This window comes from Pseudoalteromonas peptidolytica (assembly GCF_012641745.1).
GTDB classification, from domain to species: Bacteria; Pseudomonadota; Gammaproteobacteria; order Enterobacterales; family Alteromonadaceae; genus Pseudoalteromonas; species Pseudoalteromonas peptidolytica.
On the sequence record NZ_WEHZ01000042.1, the window covers coordinates 1 to 21,397 of the forward strand.

The following is a 21,397-nucleotide window of genomic DNA, read 5'->3' on the forward strand; positions in this document are numbered from 1 at the left end:
ATGCTCAAGCAGTGTGAATGCGGCTTACCGAGTCAACGCAGCAAATTGAAAACCGCTGGCTGGAACGACAAATTTAGGGCACAGGTATTCTTTGGTTTATAAGTAATCAAAGTATGCTCTGCCCCTGATAAGCTCCCCACCCTTGCTTGCCCATCACAACGTATCAAACTTGTGAGCTGCGTTCGATAGAGGCTTCACTCCTTGCGTAATTTCGTCTTCGAGATTGTTGGAGAACCGAGAACTCAATGCCGCTGGTTTTGCAAAGTAATAGCCTTGTAAAAAGTCAGCTCCAATTTCTCGTAGCACTTGCGCTTCATGTTGACTCTCTGCACCCTCAGCTATCACGGCGATGCCGTTTTCATGAGCAAGCTGAATAAGATGAGAGACAATGTTTCGTTTGTGTTGATTGGAGCCTATGTGTCTTCCTAATTCCATATCTATCTTTATGTAGTCCGGTCTTAGTTGCGCCAACATACTTAAACTGGACCACCCAGAACCAATATCATCTAGTGCAACGCCAAAACCGCAACTTCGGTAGAATGCCAAAATACCTCTTAAGTGATTCATATCACGGGCTTGATGTGTCTCGGTGACCTCAAATACAATGTCTTGTGGCTGAAACCCAAGTTCGCTGATAGCAGAGGCTGTTGAACGTAAGCAATATGACGGATCGTAAATACTGGAAGGGTTGAAATTTATAAATATTTTTGAGTGTAAACCCGCCTTTGCGGCATGCTCTACAGCAGACTTTCGCGCGATTAAATCAAGAGAAAAGAGTAATCCGCTTTGCTCGGCTAAGTTAAAAACGAAGTTTGGCGGCACCATATTATTTTCATTATCGAATAGCCTAAATAACGCTTCATTGGCAAACACATCTAGGTTTCCCGGTTCTGAATATGCTCTCACAATAGGCTGGAACCAACTTTGGTAGGTCTCGTTGTCAACTGCCGTTTTTATCTAACGCGCTTGATCACGGCGCACGAATGTTTCGACACTTGCCACTCGACTAATCGCACTAATATCCGGATGACCATCATGTGCCATAGTCGTCACTTTAGATTGGCCAAATTCGGGGCCAGCTAAGCAACCGCCTATATTGTTTAAAAATGTACTCAGGCCGCGTTTTTCTACTACAACTTTTACACATTTGCTTTCTACCCCTTCTGGGGTTAAGGCCATTTCGGTACACATCTGCTTTAGGTTTTGCTCTGCATTACCAGTCGGTAAGAAAAACCAAAAATATGTTTTATCGAAAAAATACGACTCTATTGCTTCACAATCTGCGCACCACATAGCATCCTCCACAAATGTAAACTCATGTTAAATACGCAGTCACGCTTTGATCCGTTCACTAAGAGGTGAACCCGAAATAAAGTTATGACGTATTGTGTAACCATAACGCTGTACCGCTAAGAGGTTAGGTTTGAAAAATCATTCGCGAAAGGTACCATCATCAAGGCTGAGTCGCCTTGCTCATTTGGGTGGATTGGCAGGTCAAGTTGCGTCAAATATGTTATTTGAAGGCGCAAAGCAGGCGCTTCAAGGGCAACCTGTGAAACGAAACGACCTATTGCTACAGAGCAAAAATATTGATGCAGTTGCGAAGAAGCTGAGTCACTTGCGCGGTGCGGCAATGAAGTTAGGACAGTTACTTTCAATGGATGCTGGAGATCTGCTACCACCGGAGCTTGCCATGCTGCTGACTCACCTGCGTGCAGACGCTATGCCAATGCCACATAAGCAACTCGTTGGTGTCTTGGAGCATGAATTAGGGCAGGACTGGCTCGATAAGTTTAGTCATATTGAACTGAAAAGCTTTGCACAAGCGTCGATTGGGCAAGTGCACAAAGCAACCACCGAGAATGGGCAGTCTCTTGCAATCAAAATACAATATCCAGGAGTGGCTCAAAGTATTCATAGCGATGTAGACAATGTCGCGAGCCTAATCAAAATGACGGGGCTACTTCCTAAAGGGATTAGTATTGCCCCTTTAATTGAGGAAGCAAAGTCGCAGCTTCTCGCGGAGACCAATTACCAATTAGAAGCAAACTATTTACAGCAATTTGCCAGAGGACTTTCTGATGACACGCGCTTTAAAGTCCCAGCTGTAAATCAAGCGCTAAGTAGCCAGCATCTGCTGAGTATGGAATATGTCTGTGGCGCGCCGCTTGCAGAGACCGTTGCTTTACCACAATCTGTTCGCAATGACATAATGACTGCACTCATTGAGCTGTTCTTTATCGAAATGTTTGAGCTTAAATTGATACAAACAGATCCTAACTTTGGTAACTATTTATATAACAAAGACACCCACCACATCGTGTTATTAGACTTTGGCGCAACGCGCATCGTCAACAATGCGATTAGTGTTGGGTATAAAAACCTGTTACGGGCAGCGAGAGAGCAAAACCGTGAAGCTGTTAAACAAGCTGCATGTGACATTGGATATTTTGATACTGATATTGCACCCGAGTACTGTAACGCGGTTATTGAGCTGTTTTTACTTGCAACAACTCCACTTCGGTGTGACGGCCCATTTGATTTTGCTAACAGCCAGCTAAGTAAAGAGATAAGTGAAAAAGGACTGGCTTTAAATCGCCATTCCAACGAGTGGCACACACCACCTGTAGACGCTTTATTTATTCATCGAAAGCTGGCGGGGTTATATTTAATCGCAGCCAAATTGCAAGCCAAAGTAGACTTAACGCCACTGCAACGCTACTTAAGTTAGACTAAGGTAAGGAGGCTGTTGTTTGAGTAAGATACACAATCTAACAGCACAATACCACTAGAGCCGGCCGGATAATCATTACAACGCAAAGTCGCTGACACCCACCGCTAATATGTGTATACCAAAGCAACCGTCTACACTTTAAGCCTGCACTTAATGGATTGAGAGACAAATTATGACAACGGTCTGAAAAAGACCAGCTAGTTTAAATAACACATACAAGATATCCAAAACTTTTTTGGTTCTCGTTACTTAACACTCGTTATTTACCTTGTGCGACTCGACTTCGGCGCCCTGTGTGATGATAAAAACTCGCCAGAAACTGTGAAATAGCACAGCGTTAGCGCCATTTAATAAACCATGTGCAACATGGGAGCGTTCGAGACCGATATTGCACATTAGTGTTATAGTGCAGCGATTAACTGTTTTTACTTACAACGACTCTGCGTCAATTACAGCATGCTTTTAAACACGCCATCTTTGCGTATAAAATGGTGGAAACATGCAGCACTAATATGAACGACCAGAACAAGTAACAGTAGTAGCACCGCAAAACCATGTCCCTCACGAAACACAGCAAAATACTCAATATTTGCCACCATTGCCGCTGGCATAGTCAATAGGTCGAACACGACAATTGGTCTTGCACCAAAGTACTGCATCAATAGACCGCTAACCGGTATGACTAACATTAAAAAATACAAAAGCCAGTGACTAAACTTTGCCAGCTTAACTTGAATAACGGGCATTGTTGATGGCAGCGCTGGGGCTGTCGATTGTACTCGCACGATAAAACGCAATATCAGTAATATTAACGCCAGCACGCCAAATGACTTATGCAATCCAAGTAAGCTCAGCTGCCATGGCTCCAGTGAGCTCACTATGGCAAGTCCTGCACATACCATAGACAATATCAAAACCGCCATCGACCAGTGTAATAATCGCATAGTAAAAGTATAGCGAGTCACCAGCTTATTCACTTTCTTTCCCTCCCAATGCCCCTATTAACTGTTCTTTCGCACGGCGTCTATAAGACTCAGCATAGGCGGCCGAACGTGCTCTTAAAATAGGATCGGCTGTTGCCGATAACCCCGTCGGTAAGATTAAAGGGTCAAAGTTCAGTGCATGGCACGCTCCTTCCAATTGTGGTTGCCACTGGGTAATGTTAATTTCCCCTGCGTTTACTTGAGCCCGATTACTTGGCCACTGAATAGCGGGGTTATTTTCATCATCAGCCGGTGCCGCAAGAGTAAACTGCCATGTAAAACGAACATTGCCGTGTGCAATTCTGGCCGCCAGCTCTTTTTGCAGCGCCGCACTGTCTGTAAACGGGTTTTTGCTCGCCTCGCCTAATGGTAACATTTGCCAACGTACGGCCTGCTTATTGCTTCGTGCATCATGTAAGTAAAAGGCATTGATGCTATGGTAAGTCTCGAGTGCCAAACTTTCAGTGGGTGTGTAACTTGCTTTCCATGCTAAAAAGTCTGCGCTTTCAGGATGCTTAGCAAAAAATGTCTTGATTGCATCACCACCCTGCTTTATGGCGACAAGTTGCTGATAAAAGTCATGCGGATTGCTCACAGCCATTACCGGAGGTGTATTCATGGCTATGTTCCAACGCTCTGAACCGGTAACAAAGCTGAGTGCAAAACTTCTAACAGGCGCACTCAACTCATCAGCATGTGGATTGTTACCAGCGATAGAAAACCGGCCAATAAAGGGGTGAACGCCTGCACTAAAAACTTCAGCATCCGAATAGTGCGTTAGCGACCCATTCGATACAAATTCTCCCGACACACAAACGCCTTTGGCATGCGCCCTTCTAAACCCGGGAAAGTGTGGTTGCCCTTGTTGTAAATCAACAAATTGTTGGGCGGTAACTTTTGTGCTTGCCTGCGCCGGTTGCGTCAAAAATAGCACCGCGCCATACCAAGCGACGAACGCACTTATTCCATAAAACCTTGCCAAGGAATATCTAATCATAAAAATAAAAACCTCATTAAACCGAGCTTGAGATAACAAACTGCGCTGGCGAGTGCCGACTCGCTTATGGACAGCCACTCATCAGACCTTGGTTCCGGCAAAAAAATTTCACACCGCTACGCTCCAATAATCATACAAAATTGTATTCTGAGCCCGTTGAAAACTGCGTTATGCTATAGCTAAACGACCAAACAAACCGCACAATGAAGATATTGCTTGTAGAAGATGACCACGACACTGCAGAGTTTATTTGTAATGGCTTAAAGCAAGCTGGAGAATCTGTGGATCATACGCAGTGCCCAAAAGATGCAATAATAAGAGCCTCCACCACCTCATTCGATGCCATTATTTTTGATAGGCTACTGCCGTCGATGGATGGCCTAGACGCAGTAAAAATCCTTCGAGCGAGCCACATCTTAACTCCTATCATTATGCTAACGGCATTGAGTGACACCGCAGCACGGGTTGAAGGCTTGGAAGCTGGTGCAGACGACTACTTAGTTAAGCCCTTTGCATTTGTCGAGTTGCATGCAAGACTAAAAGCACTGTATCGACGCAAACCAGCTGCGCAAACCGTGAATGAATTACAAGTTGGTTGTGTAAAACTACTCAGAACATCAAGGCAAGTATTTAGAGGTGAAAACGAGATTGAGCTAATGCCAAAAGAGTATCAGATTTTGGAATTTTTAATGCTTCACCCTAATCAACTGGTTACCAAAACTATGCTGCTAGAACACGTGTGGGGGTTTAGTTTTGACCCAAAAACCAGTTTAGTTCAAACACATGTCAGCCGCTTACGTAACAAGTTAGACAAGCCTTTTAACAGTGAAGTTATCAAAACCATTCGTGGCAGTGGCTACTTACTTTCTGAACAATAATATGAAAACGAATACTCAAAAATACCATTTGGTACTGGCGCTTAAATTTTCTTTTCTATGTTGGATACTCACATGTGGTCTAGCACTTTTGGTATCGCACTTTGTGTCTCAAAGTGAACAGTCCAGACAACAAACCGAAATGCTTGAACTTATTGAGGAAGCCGTCGAGCTTTACCATAGTGATGGGTTGGAGTCTTTGGTAGAAGTATTTGAGTTAGCAGAAAATGAAACTTGGACCAAAGAAGAAGCGCAGGAGCATTGGCAAGAGGAAGGCTGGCTTATGGCGTTATACCAAAAGGACGTAACAATCGCTGGTGGCGATATAGGTTTTGAGCGAGCAAACACCGCAAATCCGCAGCTACAAACAGAAATAGATGAAACAGCACAACACATTTTTTATCAGGCACAGCAAATCAACGATGGTCTTTATTTACATCTATGGCAGCGCCTTGACCACGATGTTGTTATTGCCCAGGACGCTAGAAAACAATTTATTGTGTGGCTAGCGATATTTTGCTGGCTGCCGCCTTTGCTCATCTTTGTCTATTTTAGACAAATGCAAGGCAATACCATTACCAAGCTGAGTCAACAACTCTCTTTAGTGGCTAAAGCGCCTGAGCTGCATCGCACCGTTGCAAAAAGCGATGACCCACAGCTGCTACAATTATGCAGTGTGATCAACACGATGCTCGACGAAATTACCAAGCTCCATCACAATATTAAAACAATGTCTGTGGGAGTTGCCCATGACCTTAAAACGCCTCTAACCCGCGTTGCAAACCGGCTACAATCTATGGGTCAAGACATAGACGATCCGGTACAATTAGCCGTTCACCTTGAAAAGGCCTGTGAAGAATTAGAAAAAATCATCTCGACTTTTAATAATTTAATCCGCTTGAATAGTATTGAATCTGGAAAATATCAACAAGGTTTTAAACAGATTGACTTATCAACACTGCTTTTAGATCTAACTGATAGCTTCACTCCGGTTTTTGAAGACGTAGAAAAAACCTTATCCGTCTCGATATTGCCAAATATCAGCTGTTATGGAGATGCGGATTTGCTCGCGCAATTGGTCTGTAACCTGTTAGAAAATGCACTTGAATATACTAATCCAAGGGCGTCTGTATGGATCAGGCTGCAAAGTCACTCATCTGGCGTATTACTACAAATCGGTGATAATGGCCCTGGCATCGCAACATCAGACCAAGCACATATTTTCGAGCGCTTTTATCGTGCCGATACTAGCCGTTCCTCTTCAGGTAATGGGCTCGGGCTTAGCATTGTCAAAGCAATCTGTGACATACATGAGGCTCGGATTTATTTGCTTGAGGATCAACCGGGCGCTGTGTTTAATATTGAAGTGCCAACTCATTAATAGATTGAGCTAAGCTTTGACTTGGTTAGTTTACAATTTTGTATGGTTTCGCACGCAAACTTGTAAAACACTAAAGTCAAAAATCATCCTACACTCATAACTTATCGTTCACTATTTGAGTTAAGTTATGAGATCAGTCATTAAATACTTTTCAGTTTGGTGTGTGTTAACCCTATCAGCGACTGGCTGTGGCGGTGCGCAAGAAACCGAAGTCGCGCAAGCTAATCAGCAGCTCATTGACAACATTGAAATTACCGAGCCATCGCAACCTATTGCAGTGGATAATGTGTTTGCGACACCACAAAGTACGGCCTCATTTTTACACCAAACGACTTTTGGCGCTACACCACAACAGCTCAACACGCTTGTCGGCACATCTGCTTCTAAATGGTTCATCGACCAAATAGCACTAAAACCAAGCTTGAAAATGAATTCAGTTGCAAAATATACCCCCGAAGACGGCGGTTTTAATACCCTATTCGTAGAATCAACAAGTATCGGGTTTTGGCAAGATGCCATCACTGGCGAAGATCAACTGCGTCAGCGAGTAGCTTTCGCTTTATCTGAGATTTTAGTGGTTTCTAATGCCGGTGGTGACGAGCTCACTGACATCCCAGCGGCAGTAGCACGCTTTCAAGATATACTCATTGAGCACGCCTTTGGCAATTATCGAGAGCTGCTTCAGGCGGTAACTTACTCACCCGCGATGGGAACTTACTTAACATATTTAGGAAATCAAAAGGGAGACGAGCAAACAGGCAGGATGCCTGATGAGAATTATGCTCGGGAGATCTTACAGCTCTTTACTTTGGGTCTTGTTGAGTTAAACCCAGACGGTAGCGAGAAACGCGATAGCAATGACCAAGCCATTGAGTTGTATACCAATAAAGATATTACTGGTCTTGCCCGTGTTTTTACTGGGTTAGTGCTTGATGAGTCAGGCGCCGAACAAGCCGCTCAAGAAGAGTACGCGCTACCTATGGTTGGCGACCCTGAACTACATTCGACTAAAGCCAAATCCTTTTTAGGCTACACCATAGCTGCTGGCACCGATGTCAACCAATCAATCACGCTCGCATTAGATCATATCTTTTCGCATCCTAATGTTGGCCCATTTGTGGTTAAGCAGTTAATCCAACGTTTAGTAACATCAAACCCCTCACCTGGTTATGTCGCTCGGGCAGTAGAAAGCTTTGATTCTGGTAGCTACGTATTGCCCGATGGTACCAAAGTGGGCGCTAGCCAACGGGGAGATTTAACCGCAACGATTGCAGCAATTATCTTTGATAAAGAAGCTAGGAGCGAGAAAACAGCGCGCAGTGGCAAGTTAAGAGAGCCAATATTAAGATTTACACAGTGGGCACGAGCCTTCGAGGTAAAAAATATTACGCCTGAGTATCAAGAGCCACTATGGGATACTCGTTCAGCAAACGCATTAAATCAACACCCCTATCGTTCAAGTAGCGTATTTAACTTTTTTCGCCCGGGTTACAGTGCACCAGGAACGCTAATATCGCAAAACCAACTGGTTGCACCTGAGTTCCAAATTACCAACGCCTCGTCAATCCCAGGTTATATTAACTTTATGACCTATTATATTTTTGGCTATCAACAAGATGTTGATGTGGCTGATTTACAAGCGGATTATGACGCCGAAAATATACCGCTTGATGCTCGTCAAGCTGTTTATAGCTTTCTTGCAGACTATGAATACGAACTCACTTTGGCAGATGACCCAAAAGCGCTATTGGCTCATTTAAATCTACTCCTAAGCGCAGATCAGCTCACTGAGCATACAGTGAATAAGATCACCCAAATTCTTGAGACACTACCGATGGAGGAACCACAAGATAGCCTTATTCGAGTGCAATGGGCGATTTTACTCGTGATGACCTCAGCAGATTATTTGATTCAAAAATAGGACGAGACAAGATGAAAAGACGTGATTTTTTGAAACTAAGCGGTGCGACCATGATGTCAACGTCCTTGCTTTCGTTGAGTCAAGCCGTTGCGGCAGCAGAACAAGGCGAAGATTATAAAGCCCTTGTTTGTGTATTTTTGTATGGTGGAATGGACTGCCATGACACGATTATTCCTCTGGATGACAGTAACTATCAACAGTGGGCAAATCACAGATCCTCACTACTCAGTGCTTACCCTACGCCAAGAACACCACAAAATTTGCACGCCCTCAGTACTCCCTCTCGATTTAATCAACGCAAATTTGCCTTACCTCCAGAAATGGCGGGCCTTGCGAAACTATATGTTCAAGGACAACTGTCCGTAATTGGCAATGTTGGACCATTACTTGAACCTGTTAATGCCTCGCATCTAGAACAAGCCACTGCAAGTGTGCCTCCTCGATTGTTTTCTCATAATGATCAGCAGTCAACTTGGATGTCTGGTAAAACGGAAGGGGCACAATTTGGTTGGGGCGGGTTAATTAATGATGCGCTTATCAATACAGGAAAAACGCAGCAGACGCCTTTTAATGCCATTACCACAGCCGAGGCTGATCTGTGGTTAACCGGCAGTAATACCTTTCCATACCATGTGAGTGATGGCAAAGCTGGAATAATAGAAATCTTAGAAGAGTTCGACAACAACCAAGCACTCGCTGACTACTTTGCGGGCAAAGAAAACAGTAGTAGCAATAATATACTTCAGCAAGACCTAGATACGCTTACTCGCAGCGCCATGGCGGCAAATTCGCAATACAATGATGCCATTGCCAATACCAGTTTTACCTTACCACAATTTCCTACCACACCATTGGCGCAACAGCTGAAGAATGTTTGCCAAAGTATTGCAACAAGGCAGCAACTCAACACCAAACGACAAGTGTATATTGTTGGCATGGGTGGATTTGATACTCACTCAGGTCAAGCTCAGAGCTTGCCTAAATTGCAATCAGCGCTTGATGGCGCACTTGTGGCGTTTAATACGGCCATTGCCAGCTTAGGGTTAGAGAAGCAAGTAACTTTATTTACCGCATCTGATTTTGGTCGTACCCTTGCTGTCAATGGTGATGGTACTGATCATGGCTGGGGCGCTCATCACTTTATTATGGGTGGTGCAGTCAATGGTGGCACTATTTTCGGCGATATCCCTCCTCCAGAATTAAACCATGCCTTTGATGCGGGTAGCGGCAGGCTCATTCCCACCACAGCTGTTGACCAACTGGCTGCAAGCCTTGGTAGCTGGATGGGGGTAGACGACAGTGCACTGCTGCAGATTTTCCCAAACCTTAAAAACTTCTCTGGTAAACTCAGTTTATTCAAAGGGTAGATTTTTATTCGAAATTAAGCACACAAGGATGTGCTGCTATACTCTGTTACGCTATCACTGATATAGGTGCGAGGAACAGCGTACTTTTAAACCCCAGTAATCTACTATACGTAGCTGAGAACACTTAACAGTAATTTAGGCGGTGGCAAAATTGCGTAACTGGTGTAAATACTGTACTCTTGCCCGCCGCCTACTACAGAGTAACAAATCATGAGCTTTAGCCACCTAGGTTTAGCCCCAGAAATAAATCAAGCCGTTGTTGAGCAAGGCTACGACCAGCCAACGCCGATCCAAGAACAAGCTATTCCCGCCATTTTAGCTGGGAAAGATGTGATGGCCGCAGCGCAAACCGGTACAGGCAAGACCGCTGGCTTTACGCTACCTTTGCTACAAAACTTGATGTCGGGCTCTAAACCAAAAGCCAACCATGTAAGGGCCTTGATCCTAACACCAACACGTGAGCTTGCTGATCAAGTATGGCAAAGTGTTAAACTCTACAGCAAGCACCTCCCTATCAGCTCTGAAGTCGTTTACGGCGGTGTGAAGATCAACCCGCAAATGATGAAGCTGCGTAAAGGCATTGATGTTTTAGTAGCGACACCTGGGCGATTACTAGACCTTTACCAACAGAATGCTGTCAAATTTGATGACCTTGAGGTACTGGTACTGGATGAAGCCGACCGCATGCTAGACATGGGCTTTATTCACGATATCAAACGCATCATCAAAGTACTACCCGCTCGTCGGCAAAATTTGATGTTCTCTGCAACTTTCTCTGAAGAGATTAGAGCGTTAGCAAAAGGATTAATCCATGACCCTATAGAGGTTTCTGTGGCACCGGCTAATAGCACCGCCAAAAGTGTTACTCAGTGGGTGTATCCAGTAGATAAAAGTAAGCGCACCAACTTACTCAAACATTTAGTTCAAACGCATGACTGGCAACAAGTGTTGGTATTTACCCGCACAAAACACGGTGCGAACCGCTTGGTTAAGGATCTAGAAAAAGCCAAAATCAATGCCGCAGCAATCCATGGTAATAAAAGTCAAAGTGCTCGTATGAAAGCCCTTACTGGTTTTAAAAACGGTGAAGTACGTGTGCTTGTTGCCACTGATATTGTAGCAAGAGGTTTGGATATTCAGGAACTGCCCTACGTGGTTAACTTTGACCTGCCAAATGTTTACGAAGATTATGTTCACCGTATCGGTAGAACTGGCCGTGCTGGTGCAACGGGTGAAGCTATCTCATTTGTTACCCAAGAAACCGCAAGCGATTTATTTGGTATTGAGCGACTAATTCAACAGCTGGTGCCGCGTAAAGTGGAACCTGGATTTGAACCGCAACTTGCCGTACCTGAGTCAAAGTTAGATACGCGCCCAATCAAGCCGAAAAAACCAAAGAAACCGAAAAAGCCAAAGACAACAGACGCTGAGCAAGCAACTTCTGCTCAGCCGAAAAACAAACCCAAGCAAAATTCAGGTCCTCGTAATAATAAGCCAAGTGGTAACGGCAAACCTACTGGTAACAACAATGGCAACCGCAGACGTCGCCCATCACAGTCTACCAATAAGCCAAAGAACCAACACGCTGGAGACAAGCGTGCACCACGCCATAAGCCCACTTCTGGCAATTAAAGGTGTAAGCAGGTGTAATAACATTTACGACACCTTCTCCTAAGCTAAAAAAGGCTGTTAATCGTAACAGCCTTTTTCGTCAAAGGAGCTAGGCTATGAATAAGTTCAAGTTACTACTATTGACTGCATTCAGCAGTACCTTTTTAGCGCACTCGGGTACACAGTATCTAACCCAACCTGCAAGCAACATCACCTGGAGTAAATGGCCCCGTAAGTGCTCAAATTTCAAACCTAAGCTGTGGGACTGAATACCATTTTCGCTTCCGTGGAGATCCAAAACCCCCACGCACCACAATCCAAGGTGAAGATCTCACTTTTACTACGCTGCCTTGTAGCCCCACTAGCTACGCGAATGTGTCGTTCGAAACTGGCGGACAATATTACTTTGTGGCTGAAGGTAACGGCGGCAGCACGGTCAACGCAAACCGGTTAGCCATAGGTCCTTGGGAGCAATTTACCCTGATAGATATTAATGGCGGAGACCTTAATAGCGGTGATGAAGTTCATATTCAGACTACATCTGGCTACTACTTTGTTGCCGAACAAGGTGGTGGAGGTGAACTCAACGCCAATAGAACCGCAGCCTCTATCTGGGAGACATTCACGATTGAACTGCCAAATAACCCCGGTGCGCTCATCCAAGGCGGTGATAAAGTAGCGCTCAAATCCGTCAACGGCTACTATGTGCAGGCTCTTGGTAATGGTGGCTCGAGCGCAAATGCAGAGCCGACGGTTATTGGTTGTAATGCAACCTACCCTTGCTCATGGGAAATGTTTAAAATCATTTTTTAACGCACTTGTCCGTGGTAAAAAATTTTATCACGGCCTTACACGCGCTATCCATTCGAGCCATGTTATAATTGCTGTTTTAGAACTACAGAGACAGCGACTTTGACTCAGCCACTTTTTTCCAGCACTCCACTTTCCAGCGCCTTACTTGATAACCTCACTTCGTTGGGTTATCACACCATGACTGACATTCAAGCACAAACCTTACCGCTTATCTTGGCAGGTAAAGATGTTATTGGCCAAGGTAAAACGGGGTCAGGTAAAACCGCCGCTTTCTCTTTGGGACTATTACATAATTTAAATGTGAAACGTTTTCGTGTGCAGGCTTTGGTCGTATGCCCAACTCGAGAGCTTGCCGATCAAGTTGCTGTTGAAATTCGCAAGCTTGCCCGTGCAATCCATAACATTAAAGTATTGGCACTGTGTGGTGGCGCACCTATGGGTCCGCAAATTGGTTCTCTTGAACACGGCGCGCACATCATTGTGGGTACGCCAGGACGCATTGAAGAGCATTTGCGCAAAGGTCGCTTGTCGCTAGATGAAGTCAATACCTTTGTACTAGATGAAGCCGACCGTATGCTGGAAATGGGTTTTGAAGAGTCATTACAATGTATCATTGACCACTGCCCTAAAACACGACAAAACCTGCTTTTTAGCGCAACTTACCCGCCAAAAATAGAACAGCTTGCGCAGCATGTCATGAAAGATGCAGCTAAAATCACGGTTGAATCAACCCACGATGATAGCTCAATTGAACAGTACTTTTATGAAGTCGACAATAACGATGCAAGACTGCCTGCAGTCCAAAAACTGTTAATGCAATTTCAACCTAATTCTGCGGTTATCTTCTGCAACACCAAGGCAGAATGCCAGAACGTATGCGACAGCCTATATAGTTTAGGTTTTGATGCAGCAGCACTTCACGGTGATTTAGAGCAAAAAGACCGTGACCGCACATTGGTTCGCTTTGCGAATAAGAGCGTCACCATTTTATTAGCAACGGATGTCGCCGCACGAGGTATCGACGTCGATCACGTAGATATGGTGATCAACTACCATATCGCCCATGACCCAGAAGTACATGTTCACCGCGTTGGCAGAACTGGGCGTGCAGGCAATAAAGGCGTGGCATGCTCTTTGATGAGCTATAAGGAATCACATAAAGTAAATGCCCTCGAAGACTATTTAGGTAAGAATATTGAGCCCAGTACCTTGCCAAACGATCAAGTTTTAAATAACAAAATTAATCGAGCGCCAATGGTTACCATTCAAATCGATGGTGGTAAGAAAGCGAAACTAAGACCTGGGGACATTTTGGGAGCACTGACCTCAAACCACGCACTAAAAGGTGATCAAATTGGCAAGATTAAAGTCACTGCAATGTCATCATACGTTGCGGTTGAGCGCAGTGCTGCCAATGTGGCGCTTAAAACAATCTCAGAAGGGAAAATGAAAGGCCGAAACTTTAGAGCACGCAAAGTAACAAAATAACAGATAGCTTTGCTTTTCCTACGGTGGTCAACTTTTCCCTGACCACCGCAATTTTTAGATTAACTCAGCAATTTCTCGCCTATTTATAACTTATTTCACACTATAGGGGTTTAAATCTGCGCCACGATCCCAAGGGCTTATACCAGTTGTATTAAGTAAATGATCTATCTTGAAACGGGGAAATAGCTTTAGTAGCAAGGCAAAAATTTTGCTATTTAGTTGTTCTAAATGAGAAATTTTTAACGAAGCTAATATGCTATTTCACCCTTCAAATTGATTAGAGAATTAATTCAATTGGTATTAGTTAAGCAAACACTTTAAAGGAGTTTATCTATGAAGACCTTAATCATTGGTGCCAGTGGTCAAATTGGAAAAATGACGACAAAGAAAATGCTAGAGCGGGGTCATGACGTTGTGGCGTTAGTGCGTGATAAAGATAAGTTGGCTGATATTGGATCTGCGCAGTTAACCATTATTGAGCAAGACCTTGAAAACGATTTTAGCGCTGCTTTTGACAACATCGAGCAAGTAATATTTAGCGCAGGCTCCGGTGGAGAAACGGGTGCGGACAAAACCCTACTGATTGATTTATGGGCCGCCATTAAAGCTATTGATTATGCTGTGAAAGCAAACGTTAAACATTTTATTATGGTTAGCTCTATTGGTGCCGACGATCCTGATAACATTGAAAGTGAAATCAAACCGTACTTGGTAGCCAAACACATGGCCGACCAATACCTACAAAGAAGTATCGTAAACTACACCATCGTTCGACCTGGTACATTACTTAATGAGCCCGCAACTGGTGGATTCTCCACTTCACGCACTGCAAATAGAGAAGACGCTGTAATAAATCGAGAGAATGTCGCTGACGCACTAGCTTACCTTGCCACTTTGCATCCTCAGAATCTAACGTTTGAGCTATTTAATGGTGAACAACCTCTCAAACAAGCACTATGCCAATAAGTGGGTTATATCTCGGGGCTTAACGCCTCGGGATATATGTCGAAAACACTTCTTGCTGTACCGATATAAAAGCTTGCTTTTATAAGAACTATTCTGTATCATTCAAGACTTGCTTTATTAATTCCACCCTAGATAAAGCAAACCTCAAGTAATGCCTCCTTGCCCTGATCCAGTAAGTCCGCATAAAACATACAAACAGAGCTTAATATAGTCAGGCGAAATAAAATCCAACAGCATGTTGGTACAGACTGTCATACCCATATCGGGTCGTTGTGAGTACAGTATATCCTGTTCGCTAAACTGTAATGAAGCTCATCTACTATTAAAAGCATCAGCTAATTTGCTGTGCATTATAAAAGTGAGTTTTATTATGTCATATACATATAACGGAACAGAGATCCGTGTTGAGCAACCAATTCGCTCAATTTCGGTGAACAAATCTAAAGTGATCTTTGCTGACGGCACAGGCCGTAAGATCACACAATTCGCCAATGGCGGCGAAGCACGTCAGTTTCTGAGCTGGTTAACTTCAGCACATTGATTGTGTGGTAATACCAATTTGACTTAAAAAAATGCCGGACAACGTCCGGCATTTTTGTATCTTCAATATTTGTTAAGCTTATACCAATTTGCTTAATTAAGTGGTCTATTTTGAGGCGAGAAAGTCTTGTTGATAACTCCGCTACCGCGTCCTGCTATCGCTAAGGTACCTACATCCATATAGGCAAGGCAAAAATTTTGCTATTTAGTTGTTCTAAATGAGAAATTTTTAACACTGTTAGCGTCAGATTTACTCCTTCAAATTGAGCAAGTATTAAGTCAAATTGGTATTAGCAATAGTAAGCTTCAACAGTCCCTTTTGACTTCAGTAGCAAAGGCTGACCACGACGGTCTAATGCCTTTGGTGATGCTACCTTAATCCAGCCTTCACTGATGCAGTATTCTTCAACATCAGTGCGCTCTTTACCATTAAAACGAATGCCAATGTGGTGTTCTAGTACTTCTTTTGCGTAATGTGGACTACGAGGGTTGATAGAAAGCCTATCTGGTAATGCTGGTTTTTCAGTTGAATCTGTCATTTTGTTTCTTCAATTATTTAAGCATGCTGTATTGTAGGTAATCGTATCGACCTGCTCAATAGCGGTCGACCTAAATTTTGACAAAACTCTGCTTAACCAAACATCAAGCGTTAACATCAACAATAACGCGCCCTCTTACTTTGCCATCAAGCAAGTCCGCTGCTGCGGCAATCACCTCATTCAACGTAATTTCATGGGCAATCATATTGAGTTTATTTAATTCAAGTTCGCTTGCTAATCGCTGCCATGCTTCAATTCTTAACGCTTTGGGGCACATCACACTGTCAATACCTGCCAACGTCACCCCTCGTAAAATAAAAGGCGCCACTGTGGCAGGTAAATCCATACCACCAGCTAACCCACAAGCAGCAACTACACCACCATATTGTGTGCTAGCACAGGCGTTTGCTAAAACGTGTGAACCAACTACATCTACCACACCAGCCCAACGCTCTTTTGCAAGCGGCTTTCCAGCTCCTTCTAACTCACTGCGATGGATCACATTTTGCGCACCAAGCTGGCTAAGAAATTGAGCTTCTTGCTCTACCCGCCCGCTTAGCGCCGTAACACTGAAGCCAAGCTTTGATAAAATAGCGACGGCAACACTTCCTACGCCCCCTGCTGCACCAGTCACAAGTACCTCCCCTCGTTCAGGTGTCACACCATGGCGTTCAAGCGCCATCACACATAACATTGCGGTATACCCTGCGGTGCCGATAGCCATCGCATCTTTTGCCTCAAATTGAGTCGGCAAAGGAACCAACCAGTCACCGTTCACTCGCGCTTTTTGTGCCAGACCTCCCCAGTGCTTTTCACCTACTCCCCAACCATTAAGGATCACAAGTTGTCCAGGCTGATAATCGGGATGCGACGAAGTAGACACTTTCCCCACAAAATCGATACCAGGAACCATAGGAAAGTGCCTAACTACGGGAGACTTGCCAGTAATAGCTAACGCATCTTTGTAGTTTAGCGTTGAGTACAACACGTCTATATCAACGTCTCCAGGCATGAGTTCTGATCCAGTTACCTCATTAAGTGTTGCGACGTAATTACCACCTTGTTTATCAATGACTATTGCTTTATACATATCGTCTCCATTAATTAGACCAATCGTCTATTAAATTACAAAAAAGCGGGGCATACCCTGCTCAGATGTAGCTTGGTTAATCCGGCATTTGAATCGAGCGAATAAAAAACGTTGAAAAGCGCTGAAGTGGTACACCACTTTGTTCAAGCTTGGCTCTCATAACTGCGCCTTCCCAACCATTCCAAAACATGTAGGCCAGTTCATCACAGTGGTGCTCAGTTGAAATATGACCAAGCTGCTTGGCGTGCTCAAAGCATTGAGCGACCAAGATTTGCCACTCATTCAGAACGTCACCTAGTTTGTCTCTAAAAGATTCTGGTAGCTGAGCAATTTCTTGACTTAAATTGCCAACTAAACAGCCTCGTGTGTAATTATACTTCGCCATCGACCGCTCAGCTTGCTCCATAAATAGTGCAAGTCTGGCTAACGGCTCAAGACCCTCAGCGGATAAAGCTTTAGTGAGCTTTGCACTTAGAAACGATGAGTAATGTTCAATCAGTACTAAACCATATGCTTCTTTGCTCGCAAAGTAATGATAAAAAGACCCTTTTGGTACATTTACCGTTCGCAAAATGGCATCAATCCCAGTAGCAGCAAAACCTTTTTCGGTGAGAATTTCCATACCTGTTCGGATCAATGCCGCCTTAGTTTCACTAAAACCAGTTTGCTCTTTTTTTGGTCGGCCACGACGCCGCTTTATACTACTTTCATTCATAAATTGAATATTAGACCGATCGTCTAATTATGTAAATAGCCATTGTTATGTAAATTCAATTAGAATTTTTACCAAACGGTGATGTTTTCGTGTACAACAGCGCGCTACACCCACTGCTAATTTTTAGTACAACGAATCAGTTTTAACGCCGAGATTGGCGACTGAGTCACAAATAATTAACCTGAGGTTTGGATAAGGAATATTCCAACTCATTATTGCTAAAGCACAACTTAGTTTTTTCCTTGCCTAGCCAGAAAGTTTTAGGGAAAACACCGCTTCGCGTCCTGCTCTCGCTAAGGTACCTACATCCTGTAGGCAAGGCGAATTTACTCACCGATAGCTGGCCATTGGAAGTGAATTCAATGCAGTTAGCGCTAAAACTGGCTGCTAGAAAGGCATTAATTATACGCAGCTCAGCTTAATTAGTTATCACTGGAGCGCTGTTGTGTTGCATCAACAAGCTGCTGGAATGCCTGAGTACTACCCAAGAGCTCTCGTTTTATATCATTCCACTGAGCATTATGGTGACCAAATCGTTGCTGCCAGTCCTGCTTTTCATCCTCATTAAGATGGTAAATCTTAGCACCAAGTGCCATCAATGCTCGTTTGCAGCGCTGCTGGCGTTGTTCAAATTGCGCCACATGTGTACGAAACGTTTGTAACCCCGCTTCTTGGATTTCCAGTTTAATCTTATTAGATAAATTATTGAGCCACTTTTGATTCGCAACTGTTACCCACGCATCTGGCACACTCTCAATCAGAGATACATGACCTATTTGATGCCTTAGTTTATCTCGACCGGCAAAAAGCCCAATCACACTGGGATCCATCACGTCAATATGATCAGTTCGCGCCATTTTAGCTACCTTGGCCCATGGTACATCTACAACATTAGCAGGCGTCATATTATAAAAGTGGTGTAATACTTTTGATGCAGGCACTCTGAGCACAACCCCTTCAAGCTTTTCAGGCAAATTAATTAACCGGTTAAAATGCTTGGTACTGGTTAAGGTTCTTGCTCCCACAATGTGATGTATCAGTACAGTCAGCTTCCCTTGTTGATTAATTGGATCAATCACCATGGATTGCCATTGTGGCGAGCAAATCAAATTAAGAAAGGCTTGATTGGCGCTTGCCCAAAATGGAATATTGAGAATATCTAATGCGGGTGCGGCTCTAGACAAGTTAGAGACTGAAATCAGTATCGCCTCTACTTGGCCTCTTGTCACCGCAGCCATTAATTCTCGTCCAGAGCCTAATACACCATTATGATGGATATCTACATACACTTTGCCATTAGTGAAACGTTCAACGAGAGATTTAAACTCAATGTGCATGTGTGGAATAAATTCGGATTGATAGATGGGATAAGGAGAAGCGAGGCGCAAGGTGTAAAGAGCACGCTGACGTTTAACTTTTTCTTCCAAATCCGACTCAGAGGACGCTTTTGCGCGCTCCGATAAGAGCAGGCTTGCACCTACTGCAAATGAAGCTTGTAAGAATTGACGTCTATTGGTAGGCACTGGCAAAACTATAACATGGGACTACTGTCTAAAAGATAGCTGAGACACATGCTATTGCAACTTTGCGGGCGCATTACTCCAGTTTAAGCCAAAGACTCACTCACAGACATTGACGTTAGCTTTTATCACTAATTTACCCCTCGAAATAATTGAGCGTCTAATAATCTATCTTTTTAAATCAAGTTACACAGCGACTTAGAAATAATAAGTATTTAACAGTCAGAAAGTTAACAGCTTGAGTCAATCACTAAGATATAAAGTTAGGATTTCTTATCTGTAAAAATTTCATTTTTCACATTCTCTGCACTTTTGCCTGCCACCTTAAAAGCTCAAAACACAATAGGGTTGGGAATTATGATGAATAAAGTCAACATCTTCGGTACAGCCGTGCTACTCACAGCACTCACTTGTTTACCTGTGTTAGCGCAACACAAACGCTTACCACCGCCACCAAAGCAAGCACCTTTATCAACATTGGATATTGAATTGTCTGCACTTATTGCTAATCATGGGATAACGGGTAAGGTACTCGGTACTGAGGAACTACCTAAAATATCAGAACCGATTGCGCAACTTGGCATGCAGTTGTTTTTTACCAAAGCGCTCGGAGGTGAAAAGTCCGTGGCGTGTGCAAGCTGTCATGACCCGAGGCTTGGTGGTGCCGACGGACTTTCTCTGCCAATTGGTACTAACGCACTAGATGTTGACGTGGTAGGTCCGGGACGTCAAGCGGTGAACGATGAAATTAATATTCCACGCAATTCTCCCACTATTTTTAACTCTGGGTTGGCAAACAGCGCGCTATTTTGGGATGGTCGTGTGCAACGGATCACCATAACTGATGAAGCCGGTAACGAAAGCAGCTTTATCAGCACACCGGATTCAGGCTTTAATCAACCAGACCCTAACGCCGCAGACTCCCTTGTAGCAACACTATCTCGCTTTCCTGTGACCTCAAGAGAAGAAATGCGTGGCGAAGCGTTTGAAAACGCCACAACGAATGAACAAGTCAGAGCGCATATAGCACAACGGATCGGTGATTATGGCGAAGAAGCAGGTAGCCTCGCTACTAATGACTGGCTGCACGCGTTTAGAAACGCATTTAACTCTCAAGCCGACGCGCAGAGCTTAATAACCTTTGATAGTATTGCCTTTGCTTTGGGACAATACCAAGCATCCTTTGTGATGGTCAACACCAGTTGGCACCGTTATGCCCGAGGCGATCGCTCAGCATTAAACGAGCAGCAAAAACGGGGGGCGAAGCTATTTTTCACACCTGTCAACGAAGACGGTGCAGGGTGTGTCGCTTGTCACAGTGGCGAACAGTTCACTAATAATGGCTTCTTTAATCTAGCCTTTCCACAGTATGGAATTGGCACGCAAGAAAATCGTGCCGATATTGGCCGAGCAGCGATTGACTCCACACCCCGTAATCTGTTTGCATTCAGAGTACCGAGCCTTATCAATATCGCATTAACGGCTCCTTATGGCCACGCTGGTGCCTATGAGACGCTAGAGCAAGTGGTGGATCATTATTCAAACCCTGAGCAAACCATTGAACGGTTTTTCCAACAGGGTGGCGCTTGTGGCTTAAAGCAGTTTGCCTTATCTGCTCAATGTGACACACTAAACCTCCAAGCTAGAGAAAATAGTGAAGCGGCTTTGACGTTATTAAGACAGTCCCCTTTTGTTGCTGCAAACTTAGCACCACAGCAAAAACAAGATCTCGTTGCATTTTTACATACACTCACAGACAAGTGTGCCAAGGATCTAAAATGTGTAAAAAGATGGGTACCAAACCGTAACACACCCGATCCTGATAACCTGCGCTTACGCGCGCACCACTAATAGGCG

The 21,397-nt window shown here is 44.0% G+C and carries 19 protein-coding genes; 11 read left to right on the top strand and 8 right to left on the bottom strand.

The genetic code is table 11. From position 1 onward, the window contains the following. Positions 1-153: 153 nt before the first annotated feature. Both F9Y84_RS19795 and F9Y84_RS22005 read right to left on the bottom strand, forming a co-directional pair. Complete coding sequence (locus F9Y84_RS19795; protein WP_208723422.1) at positions 154-957, bottom strand: EAL domain-containing protein; 804 nt, start codon at positions 955-957, stop codon at positions 154-156. Next, positions 958-1,293, bottom strand: a complete 336-nt coding sequence (locus F9Y84_RS22005) for a hypothetical protein (RefSeq protein ID WP_208723421.1) — start codon at positions 1,291-1,293, stop codon at positions 958-960. 130 nt (positions 1,294-1,423) lie between these two features. Between F9Y84_RS22005 and F9Y84_RS19800 the strand changes: the two genes are divergently transcribed. Then, the gene (locus tag F9Y84_RS19800) at positions 1,424-2,731 is read left to right on the top strand and encodes an ABC1 kinase family protein (RefSeq protein ID WP_225740760.1); all 1,308 of its coding nucleotides are present in this window, start codon (positions 1,424-1,426) and stop codon (positions 2,729-2,731) included. 452 nt (positions 2,732-3,183) lie between these two features. Here the strand turns inward: F9Y84_RS19800 and F9Y84_RS19805 are convergent, their stop codons facing one another. Both F9Y84_RS19805 and F9Y84_RS19810 read right to left on the bottom strand, forming a co-directional pair. Further along, positions 3,184-3,711 (bottom strand): cytochrome b, encoded by a 528-nt coding sequence (locus F9Y84_RS19805; RefSeq protein WP_244297420.1) that lies wholly within the window; start codon positions 3,709-3,711, stop codon positions 3,184-3,186. Continuing rightward, complete coding sequence (locus F9Y84_RS19810; RefSeq protein ID WP_147390912.1) at positions 3,704-4,714, bottom strand: catalase family peroxidase; 1,011 nt, start codon at positions 4,712-4,714, stop codon at positions 3,704-3,706. Before F9Y84_RS19810 ends, F9Y84_RS19805 begins: the two co-directional genes overlap by 8 nt. A 203-nt stretch (positions 4,715-4,917) precedes the next feature. On the opposite strand from F9Y84_RS19810, the gene F9Y84_RS19815 reads away from it, so the two are divergent. The 9 genes from F9Y84_RS19815 to F9Y84_RS19855 all read left to right on the top strand — a co-directional run bounded on the left by F9Y84_RS19815 (position 4,918) and on the right by F9Y84_RS19855 (position 15,677). Continuing rightward, positions 4,918-5,592, top strand: coding sequence for a response regulator transcription factor (locus F9Y84_RS19815; RefSeq protein WP_147390911.1), 675 nt, complete (start codon positions 4,918-4,920; stop codon positions 5,590-5,592). A gap of 1 nt (position 5,593) precedes the next feature. Beyond that, positions 5,594-6,970, top strand: coding sequence for a sensor histidine kinase (locus tag F9Y84_RS19820; protein ID WP_147390910.1), 1,377 nt, complete (start codon positions 5,594-5,596; stop codon positions 6,968-6,970). A 127-nt stretch (positions 6,971-7,097) separates the two neighbouring features. Then, positions 7,098-8,891, top strand: coding sequence for a DUF1800 domain-containing protein (locus F9Y84_RS19825; RefSeq protein WP_147390909.1), 1,794 nt, complete (start codon positions 7,098-7,100; stop codon positions 8,889-8,891). Between the two features lie 11 nt (positions 8,892-8,902). Then, the gene (locus tag F9Y84_RS19830) at positions 8,903-10,258 is read left to right on the top strand and encodes a DUF1501 domain-containing protein (RefSeq protein WP_147390908.1); all 1,356 of its coding nucleotides are present in this window, start codon (positions 8,903-8,905) and stop codon (positions 10,256-10,258) included. A gap of 210 nt (positions 10,259-10,468) precedes the next feature. After that, positions 10,469-11,890, top strand: a complete 1,422-nt coding sequence (locus tag F9Y84_RS19835; protein WP_147390907.1) for a DEAD/DEAH box helicase — start codon at positions 10,469-10,471, stop codon at positions 11,888-11,890. Positions 11,891-12,244: 354 nt separating this feature from the next. Then, positions 12,245-12,682, top strand: a complete 438-nt coding sequence (locus F9Y84_RS22325; protein ID WP_225740759.1) for a fascin domain-containing protein — start codon at positions 12,245-12,247, stop codon at positions 12,680-12,682. A 99-nt stretch (positions 12,683-12,781) separates the two neighbouring features. After that, the gene (gene dbpA, locus F9Y84_RS19845) at positions 12,782-14,170 is read left to right on the top strand and encodes an ATP-dependent RNA helicase DbpA (protein ID WP_147390906.1); all 1,389 of its coding nucleotides are present in this window, start codon (positions 12,782-12,784) and stop codon (positions 14,168-14,170) included. A 333-nt stretch (positions 14,171-14,503) separates the two neighbouring features. Further along, on the top strand, positions 14,504-15,136 hold the full coding sequence (locus F9Y84_RS19850; protein ID WP_147391494.1) for an SDR family oxidoreductase: 633 nt from the start codon (positions 14,504-14,506) through the stop codon (positions 15,134-15,136). Between the two features lie 370 nt (positions 15,137-15,506). Then, the gene (locus F9Y84_RS19855) at positions 15,507-15,677 is read left to right on the top strand and encodes a hypothetical protein (protein ID WP_010370673.1); all 171 of its coding nucleotides are present in this window, start codon (positions 15,507-15,509) and stop codon (positions 15,675-15,677) included. Positions 15,678-15,966: 289 nt separating this feature from the next. Here the strand turns inward: F9Y84_RS19855 and F9Y84_RS19860 are convergent, their stop codons facing one another. From F9Y84_RS19860 to F9Y84_RS19875, 4 genes are all read right to left on the bottom strand, one after another. Then, positions 15,967-16,215, bottom strand: a complete 249-nt coding sequence (locus F9Y84_RS19860; protein ID WP_010370670.1) for a DUF3297 family protein — start codon at positions 16,213-16,215, stop codon at positions 15,967-15,969. 103 nt (positions 16,216-16,318) lie between these two features. After that, a complete protein-coding gene (acuI, locus tag F9Y84_RS19865; RefSeq protein ID WP_125250381.1) occupies positions 16,319-17,305 on the bottom strand; it encodes an acrylyl-CoA reductase (NADPH) in 987 nt (328 codons plus the stop codon). Between the two features lie 76 nt (positions 17,306-17,381). Beyond that, positions 17,382-18,020 carry an acrylate utilization transcriptional regulator AcuR gene (acuR, locus tag F9Y84_RS19870; protein WP_128732858.1) on the bottom strand — a complete coding sequence of 213 codons (639 nt, stop codon included), beginning with the start codon at positions 18,018-18,020 and terminating at the stop codon, positions 17,382-17,384. Between the two features lie 422 nt (positions 18,021-18,442). Further along, on the bottom strand, positions 18,443-19,543 hold the full coding sequence (locus tag F9Y84_RS19875) for a TRAP transporter substrate-binding protein (RefSeq protein ID WP_147391169.1): 1,101 nt from the start codon (positions 19,541-19,543) through the stop codon (positions 18,443-18,445). A gap of 357 nt (positions 19,544-19,900) precedes the next feature. Between F9Y84_RS19875 and F9Y84_RS19880 the strand changes: the two genes are divergently transcribed. Beyond that, on the top strand, positions 19,901-21,391 hold the full coding sequence (locus tag F9Y84_RS19880) for a cytochrome-c peroxidase (protein WP_147391174.1): 1,491 nt from the start codon (positions 19,901-19,903) through the stop codon (positions 21,389-21,391). The last annotated feature ends 6 nt before the right edge of the window (positions 21,392-21,397 follow it).

Bases quoted from the DNA above. Each gene is read 5' to 3' on its own strand.
- F9Y84_RS22005 (WP_208723421.1), bottom strand. From the start codon at position 1,293: ATGTGGTGCGCAGATTGTGAAGCAATAGAGTCGTATTTTTTCGATAAA.
- F9Y84_RS19810 (WP_147390912.1), bottom strand. From the start codon at position 4,714: ATGATTAGATATTCCTTGGCAAGGTTTTATGGAATAAGTGCGTTCGTC.
- F9Y84_RS19815 (WP_147390911.1), top strand. From the start codon at position 4,918: ATGAAGATATTGCTTGTAGAAGATGACCACGACACTGCAGAGTTTATT.
- F9Y84_RS19820 (WP_147390910.1), top strand. From the start codon at position 5,594: ATGAAAACGAATACTCAAAAATACCATTTGGTACTGGCGCTTAAATTT.
- F9Y84_RS19825 (WP_147390909.1), top strand. From the start codon at position 7,098: ATGAGATCAGTCATTAAATACTTTTCAGTTTGGTGTGTGTTAACCCTA.
- F9Y84_RS19830 (WP_147390908.1), top strand. From the start codon at position 8,903: ATGAAAAGACGTGATTTTTTGAAACTAAGCGGTGCGACCATGATGTCA.
- F9Y84_RS19835 (WP_147390907.1), top strand. From the start codon at position 10,469: ATGAGCTTTAGCCACCTAGGTTTAGCCCCAGAAATAAATCAAGCCGTT.
- F9Y84_RS19850 (WP_147391494.1), top strand. From the start codon at position 14,504: ATGAAGACCTTAATCATTGGTGCCAGTGGTCAAATTGGAAAAATGACG.
- F9Y84_RS19855 (WP_010370673.1), top strand. From the start codon at position 15,507: ATGTCATATACATATAACGGAACAGAGATCCGTGTTGAGCAACCAATT.
- F9Y84_RS19860 (WP_010370670.1), bottom strand. From the start codon at position 16,215: ATGACAGATTCAACTGAAAAACCAGCATTACCAGATAGGCTTTCTATC.
- acuI (WP_125250381.1), bottom strand. From the start codon at position 17,305: ATGTATAAAGCAATAGTCATTGATAAACAAGGTGGTAATTACGTCGCA.
- acuR (WP_128732858.1), bottom strand. From the start codon at position 18,020: ATGAATGAAAGTAGTATAAAGCGGCGTCGTGGCCGACCAAAAAAAGAG.
- F9Y84_RS19880 (WP_147391174.1), top strand. From the start codon at position 19,901: ATGAATAAAGTCAACATCTTCGGTACAGCCGTGCTACTCACAGCACTC.